Genomic DNA, 14,144 nt, shown 5'->3' on the forward strand with positions numbered 1-14,144 from the left:
GGGGGTCGTCCTGTCCTGGGACGGACAGGACGCGAAGAAATGTCGAGTGCATGACAAGGTGACGTTCGGAGACTGCCACCACGAAAAGTGGGGGCAGTCATGAACGTACCTACGGACAACGTCAGTTGACAGGCACCCCAAGGCAAAGGCTGTCTATTGCCTATGTGCGCAAATGTGCCCCCCGTGAGGGAGGGGTGAAGAGATCGGGTCCGGCGGTCACATCATGTCCCGCTCATGGACGAACCCCCCATCTCTTTACGGGAGATGAGGGGTCGCGTCCCACTATGGCACCCAAATCGGGCCCACGTCAGCCTTTCCAGCGTCCCAGGAATTCCCCGGCCGCCTTTCGGCCCTGCTCGACGACCGCGTCCCGGGCCTCCGCTTCGATGCGGAAGTCGGTGATGCCGACGCCGGTGCAGTCGACCGCCATGGTGCGGTCGCGTACGCCGGGCCGCTCCAGAGACGTCTGGTCGCGGCCGACCAGGGCCGTCGTGACGACCTGTTCGAGCAGCGTCAGCGGCGGCCACATGACGCGCGCGGCGATCGGCGCGAGGTTGGCGATCCCGGCCGGCAGGTCGGGGATGATCCGCACACCGAAGGTGGGCCAGCGCGGCTTCTTGCCGTCGGTGCGGTCGAAGATGTCGACCGCGAAGTTGGACAGGATGCCGCCGTCCACGATCACCGAAGACTCCCGGGTGACCGGGTTGGTCAGGGTGCACGGCCGGAAGTAGAACGGGATCGAGAGCGAGCAGCGGACGGCGTCCGCGACCTTCTGCTCCTCGGCCTTCAGCCCGAACAGGTGGTAGTCCCAGGGCAGTCGGAGCAGCCGTCCGCGCGTGACGTCGGTGGCGAGCACGACCAGCTTGTACTTCTGGTCGTCGGCCAGGTCGGCGTCGGCGCCCGGGTCGTCGGTGCGCAGATCGGCGAAGGTGGAGACGCCGAGCTCGGCGAGCTCCTCCTCCATCCACTCCCTGATCCAGTCGCCGCGGTACGCGCCCCGCGTGCCGAGCAGCCCCATCCCCTCGCTCACCAACGGCACCCCGGGCGGCTGGCGGTCCGGGATGCGGCTCAGGTCGAGCCGGTCCATGATGCCGCGCAGCTCCTTGGCGCCCACCCCGGCGGCGACCAGCGCCGCCGCGATGGCGCCGACGGAGGTGCCGGCCGCGCGCGGGAAGGTGTAGCCGTCCTCCAGGAGGCGCATGACGGCGCCCGCTGCTCCGAGGCCCCGTACGCCGCCGCCTTCGAGGACGACGTCGGCCTTGCGTTCACCGTTGGTCATCGCGGCGCCCCCTTCACTCCTGACCGGCGACGTTCCACGGCGCGAACGCGTTCTTGAGTCCGGTGAGCGCGGTGCGCAGTTCGGGGTGGTGGCGCAGCAGCACGCTCAGCATGCTGTTGTCGTCGATCCACTTCAGGCCCGCCTTCGAGTACACCTCGGGGGTGTAGTACTCGGTGAAGAAGCGGTCGCTGTTGAGGCGCCGGGACGCCATCAGGATGAAGATGCGGAAGGCTGTGTCGCTGAACGCGAATCCCTTGGGGAGCTTCTCGGCGAACATGCCGACCGACAGGTCGACCTTCTCGATGTCGCCCTCGTACACCTTCGCGATCTGCTTCGCCCATTGCGGGTTGTCCGTCAGGTCGTCGAAGCGCTCGGCGGGCTTCATGCGCAGCAGTCGGCGGAACTCGTTGTAGCGGGGGACGCCGAGTTCGCGGGAGCGCAGGATGTCGGTGGCGGCGAGGTCCTGGAGGTGGCCGTCGGGGCGCTCGTATTCCTGGAGGAACTTGGGGAAGTTGTGCAGGGTGACGAGTCCCGGGTGGAGCGTACCGAAGCTGTAGAGGAGGTCGGTGGTGGAGATGGAGCCGAGGACCTTGAGGGCTTCGGGGCCCGCGATGTCGCGGAACGAGGCGTTGCGCAGGGTGGTGTTGTCGTTGGCGGCGCGCAGTTCCCAGTCGTCGCGGATCAGCGGGTGCATCCGGTAGACGGCGGCGAACTCCTCGGTGAGCGCGTACGGCACGCCGTAGTGGTCGGTCTCGCCGCCCGGGATGCCGCTGATGACCTCGGACTTGCTGATCCGGCCGAACAGGTTGTGGACCCGTTCTCCGGCCAGGCCCCACCAGTTGGTGTGCAGCGCGGTGACGGTGGTCGGGTGGCTGATGACGGCCGGGGTCCACTCCACGGTGTGGATCTTGGCGAGGAGGGCGGCGTTGATCAGCCGGGCTCGCTCGAAGAGCTCCTCGTCGTCCCAGGTCGGGTACGCGCCGTGCAGGTGGTCGCAGATCGCGTTGTGCTCACGGGTGAACAGGCCCTGCATCAGGGCGAGTCCGAGCCAGAATCCGGGCACCCGCGAGGGGTCCTTGGCGGGGTCGGACGGGAACGGCATCCGCTCGTCGTCCCACAGGTGGAGCTTGCCGAGCTCGCCAGTGCGCATGGCGCGCTGCTCGTCCTCGGTGCTGCCGTAGATCTGGGAGGCGTCCCACCAGTGCGAGAAGACGTTGACGCGGGTGTCGGGGGTGCCTGCCGGGGCATGCGGGTCGCGGGTCGGGTCGTCCATCGTCCGCATGATCTGCATGGGCCGCTCGGGCCACGGGTCGTCGTCCATGAGCGGCACGGTCCAGGGCCGGTCGGAGACTCCGGCGCCGTGGCTGAACCAGTCGCGAACCATGAACTGGAGCCAGGCGGCGACCAGGGAGTTGACCGAGTCGGCCGAGATGAAGGTGTCGCGGGTGAGCAGTTCGCGGCTGACCTTGCGCGGGTTGGGCTCGGAGAGCACGTCGGCGGGGGTGACCGGGGGGATCTTGTCGAGCGGGATGTTGCGGCCGAAGCGGGTGCCCGCCATGCCCATCCTGGGCTGGCCGAGGTCGTTGTAGCTGCCGTCGGCCGTGCGGTTGACCTTGAACGAGTCCTTGGGCGGCACCGGTTCGGGCACGTTGACCGCGGGGATCTTGTTGGTGTCGTGCAGGTTCTCCTGGCGGTAGCGGACGCGCAGCCCGAGGAGGGTGCCGAGGCCGAGCGGCAGCGGCAGCTTGTCCCAGCCGATCCTGGCGTCCAGGTAGTCCGCGATGCCTACGACGATTCGCCACGGCAACGAGGTGCGGTACGAGCTCATCGGGTCCCCCCTTGGGGCTGTCCTTGGGGCAGTGGTGGTGGCGCGTCGGCGAGGATCACGTCGCTCGCCTTCTCGCTGATCATGTAGATCGGGGTGGCGATGAAGAAGCCGGGGATGCGCGGGAAGACGGAGGCGTCCACGATGCGCAGCCGGTCGACGCCGCGCACCCGGAAGCGGCTGTCGACGACGGCCGCGGGATCCCCGTCGCCGCCCATCGGGCAGCTGCACGAGGCGTGGTGCCCCCAGGCCTCGTCCTGCACCCAACTCCTCACTTGATCACGGGAGTTGATGCCTTTGCCCGGCCAGAGTTCCTCGCTGATGGAGTCGCCGGCGCGGCGGTTCATGCCGCGCACGAACTCCACGGCGTCCGTCATCGCCTCCAGGTCGGTGCCGTCCTTGTCGGTGCCTTCGGCGAAGTAGTGGAAGTTCACCATGGGGGTGTCGCGCGGGTCGGCCGAGCGAAGCCGCACCGCTCCCCCGGTGTTGTGGGTGTGCGCCTTGAGGATCGCCCAGGTGAACCGGTCCTTGTGGCGCAGGTTCTCCTTCGAGTAACCGGGGTAGTAGCCGCGGAAGTCGGCGGGGAACCCGAACAGGAACAGATCGGGAGCGTCGAGGCCCGGCCGGGACTTGCGGGTGATCCCGATGACCGAGCCGTTGGTGGTGTAGAGCCCTTCGCCGCGCTGCCAGGCCCGGTAGCAGCGGTCGGGGGTGGCGCCGGGCTCGGGCGCGTGGAAGGAGCAGTCCTTGACGATCGGGAATTCCTTCGCCATGCGGCTGACGACGCCGACCTCGTAGCGGTCCTGGAGGTTGCCGCCGACGCCCTGCAGATCGAGGCGTACGGGGATGCCGTGCCGCTCCAGCTCCTGGCGCGGCCCGATGCCGGAGAGCATGAGCAGCTGCGGGGTGTTGAAGGCGCCCGCGCACAGGATCACCTCGCGGCGGGCCGCCAGCCTTGTCAGGGGCGGGAGTTGGGGCTCGTACGAGGCCACCGGGTCGGCGCGGTAGGCGCGGGCGGCGTCGATGAACTCCACTCCGGCGGCCGCTCCCGCGTCGTCGAGGAGCACGCGGGTGACGAGGACGTCGGTGCGGACGGTCAGGTTGTCGGGGTGCGTGGTGCGGGCCGCCCGGATGCGGTCGCGGGCCGCGCTGCGCCGGCCCCGGTCGGTCGACAGCGGGATCTGCCACAGCCCTTCGAGTCCGAGGGTCTGCACCCGCCAGTCGTTGGGGTCGACGACCGCGCCGAGGCCTTCGAGGGGCGAGAGCGGGCGGCCCAGGAAGTCGGCGAGCTCGCCCTCGGCCGAGCTGAGGATGACCTTGAGGAGCTGTTTGTCCTGGATCAGCAGGGCGGGGTCGGCGAGGTGGGTGGGCAGCCAGCCGTCGAAGCCGTGCCGCGAACGGTTCAGATAGCGGTCGGAGACGAACGGGAGCGCTTTGAGGACGGCGGCCAGGAGCGGGTTGGCGGGCAGGCGCTTGGGCCTCGGACGGTAGCCGCAGCGCTCGATGCGCTCGAAGTAGCCGCGCATCGCCTCGGCCCGCCAGGACTGGTCGCCGGTCGCCTCCGCGATGGCGTCCCAGTCCCGGTTGTAGGGATAGACGGTGATCATCGCGTGGTGCGCGGTGCAGCCGCCGACGGCTCCGGCCCGCGGATAGAGGATGCCCTTGCCCGCGAGGACCTTGGTGTCGCGCTGCTGCTGCTCCTCGTTCGCGTAGTGGCGTACGAAGTAGTTCCAGCACTGGACGGGGTCCTCGGAGGCGTCCCCGTGGAAGGCGGGCACCAGGTAGTTGTCGTTCTCGTGCTCGCCTCCCGCGTCGATGAGCAGCACCTTCATGCCCGCCTCGGCCAGGTTCGCGGCGAGCGGGCCGCCGCCCGCGCCCGCGCCGACCACGATGTAGTCGTAGTCCGCGCCCGTCACTTCTTCCCCTTCGCCCCATTGCCGAGCGCGCTCACCGCGAGCGCGGTGTTGGTCGCGGAGATCAGCGTGGTCATCGCGGCGGTGCGGGGCGGCAGGAGGCCCTTGATGCCGAGCATGGCCGCAGTCAGGGTGTCGGAGGCGTGGATGAGGACGCCCTCGCGGAGGTCCTGTTCCAGGCGTTCGCCGCGGTTGGTGAGCAGGTCGAGGCCGAGCAGGATGGTGCGGATCCCGAAGAGCCGGAACGCGTACACGGCCGCGGGGTTGGGTTCGGATTCGCGGTCGAGCCGGTCGATGAGCAGAGCCGGCGCGATGAGGCCGGCCGCCCCGTTCAGGAGCCGGATCCCAGCGAGGCCGTACAGGGCCGCGGGCCGAGCGGTGCTGGTCGCTGCGGCCGCTGCGCGTTTCTTCGGCATGGTCCACTCCCATCGGGACGGTACGGGTCGTTGGCGGGCGGCCCGGCGGGCCGCGGCTCCTACTCCTGGCCGAGCCTGCGGGCGCTGCTCGCCCCGTAGGCGGCGTCGCGCGAGCGGTTGAGGTTGCCGAGCGGCCGGAAGGCGTCCGTGGTGCGCCACGGCGTGAAGACGAGCTGCTCGATGCGGCGGGTGACGGCCACCGCCTCGTTGGAGTCGAGGTCCTGGCGCGGGATGGTGAGCGTGGCGACGGGCACGGGCGGTGCCACGTCCTCGGGCCACTCCACGGAGGCGTTCTCGACCGGGGTGGTGGCCTCGTCCACGAAGCGCTGCAGGCACAGCTCGTACACGACGTCCCGCTCGCGCAGCCGGGCCGCGAGCTCGGTGCGCAGCCGGTCCCGGTCGGAGCGGTCGGGCTTCGGAGCCGGGGGCCCACCGGGGCTGGGCCGCAGCTGGTACTGGACGGGTCCGGCGTCGCCCCACAGGATCGGGGCCTGGCTCCAGTACCGCTCCTGGGAGAGGCTGCCGATCTTGCGCGCGACGGCCTTCTGGAGGGTCTTGCGCATGCGGGTCGCGGCCGGCCTGCCGACTGCCCGCGGCAGTTTCACCAGGAAGCGGTAGGCGACCTGCGCGGTGCCGCTCGCGCCCGCCATGACCTCGGCGAACTCGACGAACTCGCGGGCGTTGGCGGCGTGCGACGCGGGGATGTTGAGCATGAGGAGGTCGTGCCGTTCGTCGTCGCCGACGACGATGCGCACGGCGATGCCCCGCAGGTCCTGCGCGGCATCGGCGGCCGGGACCCCGGCCGCGTTGGAGTACCGCACGAGGGCCGGGTACTCGGCGCCCGGCTGGACGAAGCCCTCACGCAGGCTCAGGGGCAGATCGGTGTGGAAGCGCACCCGGGCGTTGTCGACCGCGATGGTCGTCTTGGCGTGGAACGCCCGGTCGGGGCCCGGGAGCCGACCGGTCTCCTGATTGATGCGCTGGATCCCTACGATGCGCTGGGCGAGTTCCTCGAAGACCTTCCGCTCGGCCTCCGGGCTCCCTCCCTCGTACTGCTCGTACTTCTCGTGCTGCCGGGGATCGGACATGGTCCGGCTCCTCCCAACCGTGGGCGGGGAGCAGCGACGCTACTCGGCAGCGCGCGGGCGGGGTATGCCCGTTTCGGGCCTGTTGTTCGATCTCGGGCGGCTATTTGCATCGGTGTACAACAAGCGGGACCGGCGCTGGCGGCCGGGGCTCGATGGGCTCCGGCGGCGCCGCGGTGACCGCGGACGCCACGCTTCCGCGCCTCAACTGCCCCACGGGAAAAGGCCGTTCATGGCCGAGTCCAGTCATGCGGGGCGCGCGAGAGCGCTCTCACGTCCTGCGCAACCGGAACACGGCCGCATCCAGATCCCCACGAAGCCCGGTGACGAGCCCCCGGTGGAGGAGCACGGCTCCGCTGTATACGGTCCCGGTGTCCGGGCACGCGTAGGAGGCGGCGGGATCGAGCCCGCGCAGCCGGACGGTGGGCGGCGGCTCGCCGTAGTGCTGGGCCTGCAGCCAGGCCAGTACGACGGTGTCGTCGCCCCGGGTGTACTGGACGGCGCCGAGCCCGCCGTCCGGTGGCCGCAGCCGGTACTGGGCGCCGAGCTGCACGACCGGTCTGATCTCCTTGTACAGCGCCACCCAGTCGCGCGCCTCGGCGAGTTCGGCCGGGCTCCAGCGGGTCAGGTCGCCGCCCACGCCGAGCACCCCGGCCATCGCGCTCACAAAGCGGAAGCGCAGGCTGCTGACGCGCCCGTTGAGCTGGGTGTTGGGGCTGTCGGTCACCCAGGCTGCCATGACGCGGGCGGGGTGCAGCTGGCTGAAGCCGTGCTGGATGGCGAGCCGGTCCAGGGGGTCGGTGTTGTCGGAGGTCCACACCTGGTCGGTGCGCGAGAGCACCCCGAGGTCGATGCGCCCGCCGCCGCCCGAGCAGGACTCGAAGGCGACGTGGGGGTGGGCGGCGCGCAGCCGGTCCACCAGCGCGTAGAACGCGTGCACATGCTCGACCCACAGCTTCTGCGGATACGGCTCGCCCGGCCAGCCGGCGTCGGTGAAGCACCGGTTGAAGTCCCACTTGACGTAGTCGATGGGCGCGCTGGAGAGCAGGCCGTCCAACTGCTGCCACAGATGGTTCTGTACGTCCTCGCGGGCGAGGTTCAGGACGAGCTGGTTGCGGAACTCGGTGCGGGTGCGGCCGGGCTGGAACTGCACCCAGTCGGGGTGGGCGCGGTAGAGGTCGCTGTCGGGGTTGACCATCTCGGGCTCGACCCAGATCCCGAACTGCATGCCCAGGCCGTGCACTTCGTCGGCCAGCGGCTTCAACCCGCCGGGAAAGCGGCTGGGGTTGGGGGTCCAGTCGCCGAGCCCGGCGGCGTCGTGGGTGCGGGCGCCGAACCAGCCGTCGTCGACCACGAACAGTTCGACACCCATGTCGGCCGCCCGCTGGGCGAGGGCGCGCTGCTGGTCCTCGGAGATGTCGAAGAGGGTGGCCTCCCAGGAGTTGTAGAGCACCGGCCGGGGCTTCCCGGCGCGCGGGATCACATGGGCCAGCTGCCAGGCGTGCCACTGCCGGCTCGCGCCGCCGAACCCGGCGCCGCTCCACAGCCCGGCGAACACGGGCGAGGTGTACGACTCGCCGGGCGCGAGCCGCATCAGGCCCGAATCGTCGTACCCCGCACCGCCGTTGACCTGCACCCGGCCGTCGGGCAGGTGGTGGACGGCGATGCGCCAGGACCCCGACCAGCCGAGCGCGCAGCCGTACACCTCGCCGCTCTCCTCGGTGGCTTCCGCACCGGCGTCGAGGGCGACCCAGGGCAGGTGCTGGTGTCCGGTGTGCCCGCGCCGGCTGCCGAGCACCTTCTCGCCGGGGGTGAGTTCGGAGCGTACGAGACGGGATTCGGCGGCCCAGCGGCCGTGCAGCTGGGAGAGGCGCCAGCCGTCGCGCTCGGGGAGCGTCCAGGTGGCCGCGTCAGCGCGCAGCAACTCCAGTGCTCCTTCGGTCAGTTGACTGGTCGCGGTCACCCAGCGTTCGACCACGCCGAAGTCGTCCCGCATCCGGTAGTGCAGGGTGAGAGCGAGCCCGTTCACGGGGTCGGTGAAGCGCAGCTTCAGTTCGTCGCCCTCGACGTCCGAGCCCGTGAAGTCCCAGGCGGTGCCGCGCTCCTCACCTGCCCGTACGGACAGCGCGGGGCGCACGAAGCGGGGGCCGCCCTCCACCGGGTACTCCTCCAGTCCGTCCGTGCGGGATTCGAAGGGCCAGTGGGGTGCGAGCGGCTCGCGGGCCAGCGCTGCCGCGGCTTCCAGCGAGATGCGGGGGCCCCAGTGGAGGTGCAGCAGCTCGTCCTGGTCCGTGAGGTGCAGCGCATAACTGCTGGTCCGCCCGGAGAGCACCCAAAGGCGTCCGTTGTCACCGATCTCCATCATCTAGACCCCCAGATCCGCACACGTACGCACAGGATCGGGGTGGCAGGGTCCCCAGGGCAACGCCTCTGCGGCACACAGGGAGATGGTTGCCCCAGGAATGCATGTCGTATCGTCGACAGACGCGCAGGCCGCGCCACCCAGGATCGACGTCAGGAGTCCCCGTGACCCAGCAGATTCCGCAGGTCCCCGCGACAGAGCCCGAGCTGTCGGGGGTGCGCAACTTCCGTGACGTGGGCGGGTTGCCGACCGTGGACGGGCTGCGGGTGCGCGGCGGGCGGCTCTTCCGCAGCGGGCACCTGGCACACGCCACCGAGGCGGACGCGGCCTTCCTCACCACCCTTGGGCTGCACACCGTCTTCGACTTCCGCAACGCCGGGGACCAGAAGCTGGAGGGGCCCGACATCGCGCTGCCGGGCGTGCGCAACGTCAACATTCCGATGACGGATCCGGCCGACGGGGCCGAGTTCTGGAAGATGGTCCGCGACGGCGGCCTCGACGAGCTGCGCTCCGCGCTTTCGGGGACCCGGGGCTCGGACCGGATGATCGCCGTGTACCGCGAGGTCATCACCGAGCGCACCGCCGAGCACAGCCGGGTGCTGCACGCGCTCGCCGAGGACAGCGTGCCCGCGCTGATGCACTGCGCCGCGGGCAAGGACCGGGCGGGTCTGGCCATCGCGGTGGCGCTGCTCGCGGTCGGCGTGGAGCGGGACGCCATCGAGGCGGACTACCTCAAGTCCAACGACCCGCACCGCCGCTACAAGGTGCGCCGCTCCAGCACGTCCGCGGACGCCATGTCCCCCGAGGTGATGGAGCTCCTCAGCCCCCTCTTCGACGCCCGCGCGAGCTATCTGCACGCGGCCTTCGACACCATCGAGGAGACCTGGGGCACCACCGACCGCTACTTCTCGAAGGGCCTGAAGCTGGCCCCCGAGACCCGCGAGCGGCTGCGCGAACAGCTCCTGGACGGCGCGGTCTGAGCCGCCGGGCCGGGTGCTACTTCCCGCCCACCTCGAAGAGCAGATAGAGGAAGCCCGCGAAGATGTGGCCCGCGATGAGGTAGGCGAAGAGCCGCACGACCAGGCCCCGGGGGAACTTGGTCTCCGCGGTCTCCTCGATGTTCTTGCGCGGTTCCGCCGTGGCGGGCGCGCTCTCGTGCTCGGACATGTCTGGTCCGTCCTCTCAGCTGTGCGGGTGGTACGGATGCGGATCGGGGCTCTGCAGCAGGGTGTGCACGAAGAGGAACTCGGCTCCGCCGTGCGAGGCGGCGGAGATCCGGTGCGGGGTGAGCGAGTCGAAGTGCGCGCTGTCACCCGGGTCGAGTTCATGGGTGGCGTCCCCGAGGCTGAGCCTCAGCCGCCCGGTCAGGACGTAGAGCCACTCCTCGCCGGGGTGCACCCGGACGAGCTCGCGCTGGGTGCCGTACGGGACCTCGACGCGCAGCGCCTGCATGGCGCGGCCCGGGCCGCCGGTCTCGTGGTACGTCCAGCCGTCGGCCACGCGGGGTGCGGCCCGTCCGGCCCGGATGACGGGCTCGCGCTCCGGCGGCATCTCGCCGAGCAGCTCGGAGACCGTCGTACCGTAGATGCGGGCGAGCGCGAGCAGCATCGGCAGCGAGGGCTGGCGGGCGCCCGTCTCCAGCCGGGAGAGGTGCGCGGGCGAGAGGCCGGCCCGCTGGGCGGCGGCCTCCAGGGTGAGACCGCGGCGGCGGCGCAGTTCGCGCAGCCGGGTTGCGACGCCCGGGAGCGGGAGCGCCGCGACATCGTCGGCAGGAGTGCTCATGCACTCCATTCAGGCAGGCCATTGCCTCAGAGGCAAACTTTTTGCCTCTGAGGCAAAACGCCCGGTCAGCGGTTGGCGACCGCCTGCTTGACCAGGGTCCGGCCGAAGTCCCACATGAGTCCGCCCCCGCCGTGGGCGTCGTCCATGACTGCGGCGAACGCCTCGACGAACCGGTCGACCTCGCGCTCCGTGATGGTCAGCGGCGGGATCAGCTTGATCACTTCCAGGTGGTCGCCGGAGACCTGGGTGAGGATCCGGTGCTTCTGGAGCAGCGGCACGACGACCATCTGCGCGAAGAGACCCTTGCGGGCGGCCTGCAGCATGGCCCAACGGCCGCGCAGTTTCAGCGAGTCAGGGCGTCCGAACTCGATGCCGATCATGAGACCGCGCCCACGTACGTCCGAGAGGAGCTCGTAGCGGTCGGTCAGGGCGGCGAGCCGGGTGCGCAGCAGATCGCCGACGGTGCGCGCGTTCTCGACGACCCCCTCGTCCTCCATGACGGACAGGACCGCGAGCCCGGCGGCCATCGCCTGGGCGTTGGAGCCGAAGCTGGCCGAGTGGACCAGGACCCGGTCCATCGACGAGTAGACCTTCTTGAAGATCCACTCCTTGCCGAGGGTGGCTCCGACCGGCACATAGCCGCCCGAGAGCGCCTTCGCGACGCACACGAGGTCCGGTTCGACGCCCTCGTCGTGCTGGTAGGCGTAGAAGTCGCCGGTGCGGCCGAGGCCGGTCTGCACCTCGTCGGCGATGAGGAGCGCCTTGTGCCGGTGCAGGAGTTCCTGGGCGGAGAGCAGATAGCCGGGCGGCGCCTCGTGGACGCCCTTGCCCTGGATGGGCTCGACAATGAGCGCCGCCACGTCTCCGCGCTTCAACTCCCTTTCCAGGGCGGCCAGATCACCGAGCGGCAGCGCCGTGTCGGGCAGCAGGGGCGCGAAGCCGTCGCGGAAGCCGGACTCCCCGTTGACCGAGAGCGAGCCGGTCGTGAGGCCGTGGAAGGCGTGCGCGCAGTACAGGACGCGGGGCTTTCCGGTGGCGTACCGGGCGAATTTGAGCGCGGTCTCGACGGCCTCGGTTCCGCTGTTGCCGAAGAACACCCGGTCCAGGTGGGGGCTGTGCGCGAGGAGCTTCTCGGCGAGCAGGCCGGGCAGCGGCTGGCAGTCGAAGCGGGTCAGGTCCGCGAGCGAGGCGTCGAGCACGTCGTGCAGGGCCTTGCGGACGACGGGGTGGTGGCGGCCGAGGCCCATCACGCCGAAGCCCGCGAGCATGTCGAGGTAGTCGTTGCCCTCGGAGTCCCAGAAGTACGCGCCCTCGGCCCGCTCGTAGACCTTGTCGAAGCCGATGGTGTGCAGCATCCGCGGCAACTGGTGGTTGAGGTACTTGGTGTGCAGTTCGTAGCGTTCGGCCCCGCGCTCGGCGAGGAGCCGCGTCAGGTCGAACCCCTTGCCCTGGGGGGCTTCGGGGGCCGGTACCGCGAAGCCGTCGGCCTCGGCGGCCTCGGGGTCGGGTACTGCGAAGCCCTTCGGCTCGCCTTCGGTCATGCCTCGTTCTCCTTCTCGGCCGCCGCGGCGGCTTCCTCCGTGGCCGCGAGGGCGGCGCCGATCCGTCCCGCCACCTCGACCGGGGTGAGCCCGATGTCGGCGAGCACCTCGCCGCGCTTGGCGTGCGCGAGGAACTGTTCGGGGATGCCGAAGCCGCGCAGCGGCACATCCACTCCGGCGTCCCGCAGGGCCTGCCCGACGGCCCAACCGACGCCACCGGTACGGATGTTGTCCTCCACGACGGCGACCAGGCGGTGCCGCGCGGCCAGCGGGGCGAGCTGTTCGTCGACGGGCTTGACCCAGCGCGGGTCGAGAACCGTGCACCGGATGCCGCGCCCGACGAGCAGCTCGGCGGCCTGGAGACACACCGGCGCGAGCACCCCGACCGCGACGAGCAGCACATCGGCGGCTTCGTCCCGGCTGTCCTGACGCAGCACGTCCATGCCGCCGATCCTGGCCACGGCCGGGATGTCGGGCCCGACGGACTCCTTGGGGAAGCGCAGCACCGTAGGCGCGTCGTCGACGTCCACGGCCTCGCGCAGCTGGGCCCGCAGCTGGCCGGCGTCGCGCGGCGCGGCGATCCTGAGCCCCGGCACGACCTGGAGCACCGACAGGTCCCACATGCCGTTGTGGGAGGGCCCGTCGACACCGGTCACCCCGGCCCGGTCGAGGACAAACGTGACCCCGCACCTGTGCAGCGCGACGTCCATCAGGACCTGGTCGAAGGCCCGGTTGAGGAAGGTCGCGTACACGGCGACGACCGGGTGCAGGCCGCCGGTGGCGAGCCCGGCCGCGGAGACCGCCGCGTGCTGCTCGGCGATGCCGACGTCCCACACCCGGTCCGGGAAGCGCTCGGCGAATCCGGTCAGGCCCGTCGGGTGGAGCATGGCGGCGGTGACGGCGACGATGTCCGGTCGCTCGGCGCCCAGTTGAACGAGCTCGTCACCGAACACGGCCGTCCAGGAGGGCCCGTTGGAGGGGGCCAGCGGTTCGCAGGTCAACGGGTCCATGGCGTTGACCGTGTGGAACCGGTCCGCTTCGTCGTCGAGGGCGGGCTGATAGCCGCGGCCCTTCTCGGTCAGGCAGTGCACAAGGACCGGCCCGTGGAAGCGCTTGGCCCGCCGCAGCGCCGATTCGACGGCCTCGGTGCTGTGCCCGTCGATCGGTCCGACGTACTTCAGACCGAGGTCCTCGAACATGCCCTGTGGGGCGAACGCGTCCTTGAAGCCCTTCTTCGCGCCGTGCAGCGACTCGTACAGGGGCTGCCCGATGACGGGGGTGTGCTGGAGGACGTCCTTGCCCCAGGCAAGGATCCGCTCGTAGCCGTCGGTGGTGCGCAGGGTGGCGAGGTGGTTGGCGAGCCCGCCGATGGTCGGCCCGTACGAGCGCTCGTTGTCGTTGACGACGATGATCAGCGGGCGGTCCCGGGCGGCCGCGATGTTGTTGAGCGCCTCCCAGGCCATGCCGCCGGTGAGCGCGCCGTCCCCGATGACGGCGACGACATGGCCGTCCCGGCCGAGCACCTCGTTGGCCTTGGCGAGCCCGTCCGCCCAGCCGAGCACGGTGGAGGCGTGGCTGTTCTCGATGACGTCGTGCTCGGACTCGGCACGCGAGGGGTACCCGGAAAGGCCGCCCTTGGTGCGCAGCTTCGAGAAGTCCTGCCGGCCGGTGAGCAGTTTGTGTACGTAGCTCTGGTGCCCGGTGTCCCACAGGATGCGGTCGACCGGCGATTCAAAGGCCCGGTGCAGGGCGATGGACAGCTCGACCACCCCCAGATTGGGTCCCAGATGGCCCCCGGTGCGCGCCACCGCCTGGATCAGGAACTCCCTTATTTCTTGGGCGAGTTCACGGATTTCGGCCTGGTCCAACGTTTGCAGGTCTTGCGGCCCCCGGATGTTCTCCAAGATCGTCATGCTCGGGCCCCCTCTTTCGCATCCTGTT

At 70.6% G+C, this 14,144-nt stretch carries 11 protein-coding genes; 1 reads left to right on the forward strand and 10 read right to left on the reverse strand.

Annotated elements, in window-relative coordinates:
• Positions 1 to 307: 307 nt before the first annotated feature.
• From ACSHXC_RS03955 to ACSHXC_RS03980, 6 genes are all read right to left on the reverse strand, one after another.
• Positions 308 to 1,279, reverse strand: a complete 972-nt coding sequence (locus ACSHXC_RS03955) for a patatin-like phospholipase family protein (protein ID WP_438290185.1) — start codon at positions 1,277 to 1,279, stop codon at positions 308 to 310.
• Positions 1,280 to 1,292: 13 nt separating this feature from the next.
• On the reverse strand, positions 1,293 to 3,107 hold the full coding sequence (locus ACSHXC_RS03960) for a peroxidase family protein (protein WP_438290186.1): 1,815 nt from the start codon (positions 3,105 to 3,107) through the stop codon (positions 1,293 to 1,295).
• Positions 3,104 to 5,020 (reverse strand): GMC family oxidoreductase, encoded by a 1,917-nt coding sequence (locus tag ACSHXC_RS03965; protein WP_438290187.1) that lies wholly within the window; start codon positions 5,018 to 5,020, stop codon positions 3,104 to 3,106. Before ACSHXC_RS03965 ends, ACSHXC_RS03960 begins: the two co-directional genes overlap by 4 nt.
• The gene (locus ACSHXC_RS03970) at positions 5,017 to 5,433 is read right to left on the reverse strand and encodes a hypothetical protein (protein WP_438290188.1); all 417 of its coding nucleotides are present in this window, start codon (positions 5,431 to 5,433) and stop codon (positions 5,017 to 5,019) included. Before ACSHXC_RS03970 ends, ACSHXC_RS03965 begins: the two co-directional genes overlap by 4 nt.
• Positions 5,434 to 5,492: 59 nt before the next feature.
• Complete coding sequence (locus tag ACSHXC_RS03975) at positions 5,493 to 6,521, reverse strand: hypothetical protein (protein ID WP_438290189.1); 1,029 nt, start codon at positions 6,519 to 6,521, stop codon at positions 5,493 to 5,495.
• A 268-nt stretch (positions 6,522 to 6,789) separates the two neighbouring features.
• Positions 6,790 to 8,883 carry an alpha-galactosidase gene (locus tag ACSHXC_RS03980; RefSeq protein WP_438290190.1) on the reverse strand — a complete coding sequence of 698 codons (2,094 nt, stop codon included), beginning with the start codon at positions 8,881 to 8,883 and terminating at the stop codon, positions 6,790 to 6,792.
• Positions 8,884 to 9,044: 161 nt separating this feature from the next.
• On the opposite strand from ACSHXC_RS03980, the gene ACSHXC_RS03985 reads away from it, so the two are divergent.
• The gene (locus ACSHXC_RS03985) at positions 9,045 to 9,860 is read left to right on the forward strand and encodes a tyrosine-protein phosphatase (RefSeq protein ID WP_438290191.1); all 816 of its coding nucleotides are present in this window, start codon (positions 9,045 to 9,047) and stop codon (positions 9,858 to 9,860) included.
• Between the two features lie 16 nt (positions 9,861 to 9,876).
• Here the strand turns inward: ACSHXC_RS03985 and ACSHXC_RS03990 are convergent, their stop codons facing one another.
• The 4 genes from ACSHXC_RS03990 to dxs all read right to left on the reverse strand — a co-directional run bounded on the left by ACSHXC_RS03990 (position 9,877) and on the right by dxs (position 14,116).
• Positions 9,877 to 10,047, reverse strand: a complete 171-nt coding sequence (locus tag ACSHXC_RS03990; RefSeq protein WP_438290192.1) for a DUF6126 family protein — start codon at positions 10,045 to 10,047, stop codon at positions 9,877 to 9,879.
• A gap of 15 nt (positions 10,048 to 10,062) precedes the next feature.
• Positions 10,063 to 10,662: a helix-turn-helix domain-containing protein gene (locus tag ACSHXC_RS03995; protein ID WP_438290193.1), complete on the reverse strand. Its 600-nt coding sequence runs from the start codon at positions 10,660 to 10,662 to the stop codon at positions 10,063 to 10,065.
• A 65-nt stretch (positions 10,663 to 10,727) separates the two neighbouring features.
• On the reverse strand, positions 10,728 to 12,203 hold the full coding sequence (locus ACSHXC_RS04000; RefSeq protein WP_438290194.1) for an aspartate aminotransferase family protein: 1,476 nt from the start codon (positions 12,201 to 12,203) through the stop codon (positions 10,728 to 10,730).
• On the reverse strand, positions 12,200 to 14,116 hold the full coding sequence (gene dxs / locus ACSHXC_RS04005; RefSeq protein ID WP_438290195.1) for a 1-deoxy-D-xylulose-5-phosphate synthase: 1,917 nt from the start codon (positions 14,114 to 14,116) through the stop codon (positions 12,200 to 12,202). The genes ACSHXC_RS04000 and dxs overlap by 4 nt, the downstream gene beginning before the upstream one ends.
• Positions 14,117 to 14,144: the final 28 nt, after the last annotated feature.

The organism is Streptomyces sp. HUAS TT7, from assembly GCF_051550175.1.
In the GTDB taxonomy this organism is placed as follows: domain Bacteria; phylum Actinomycetota; class Actinomycetes; order Streptomycetales; family Streptomycetaceae; genus Streptomyces.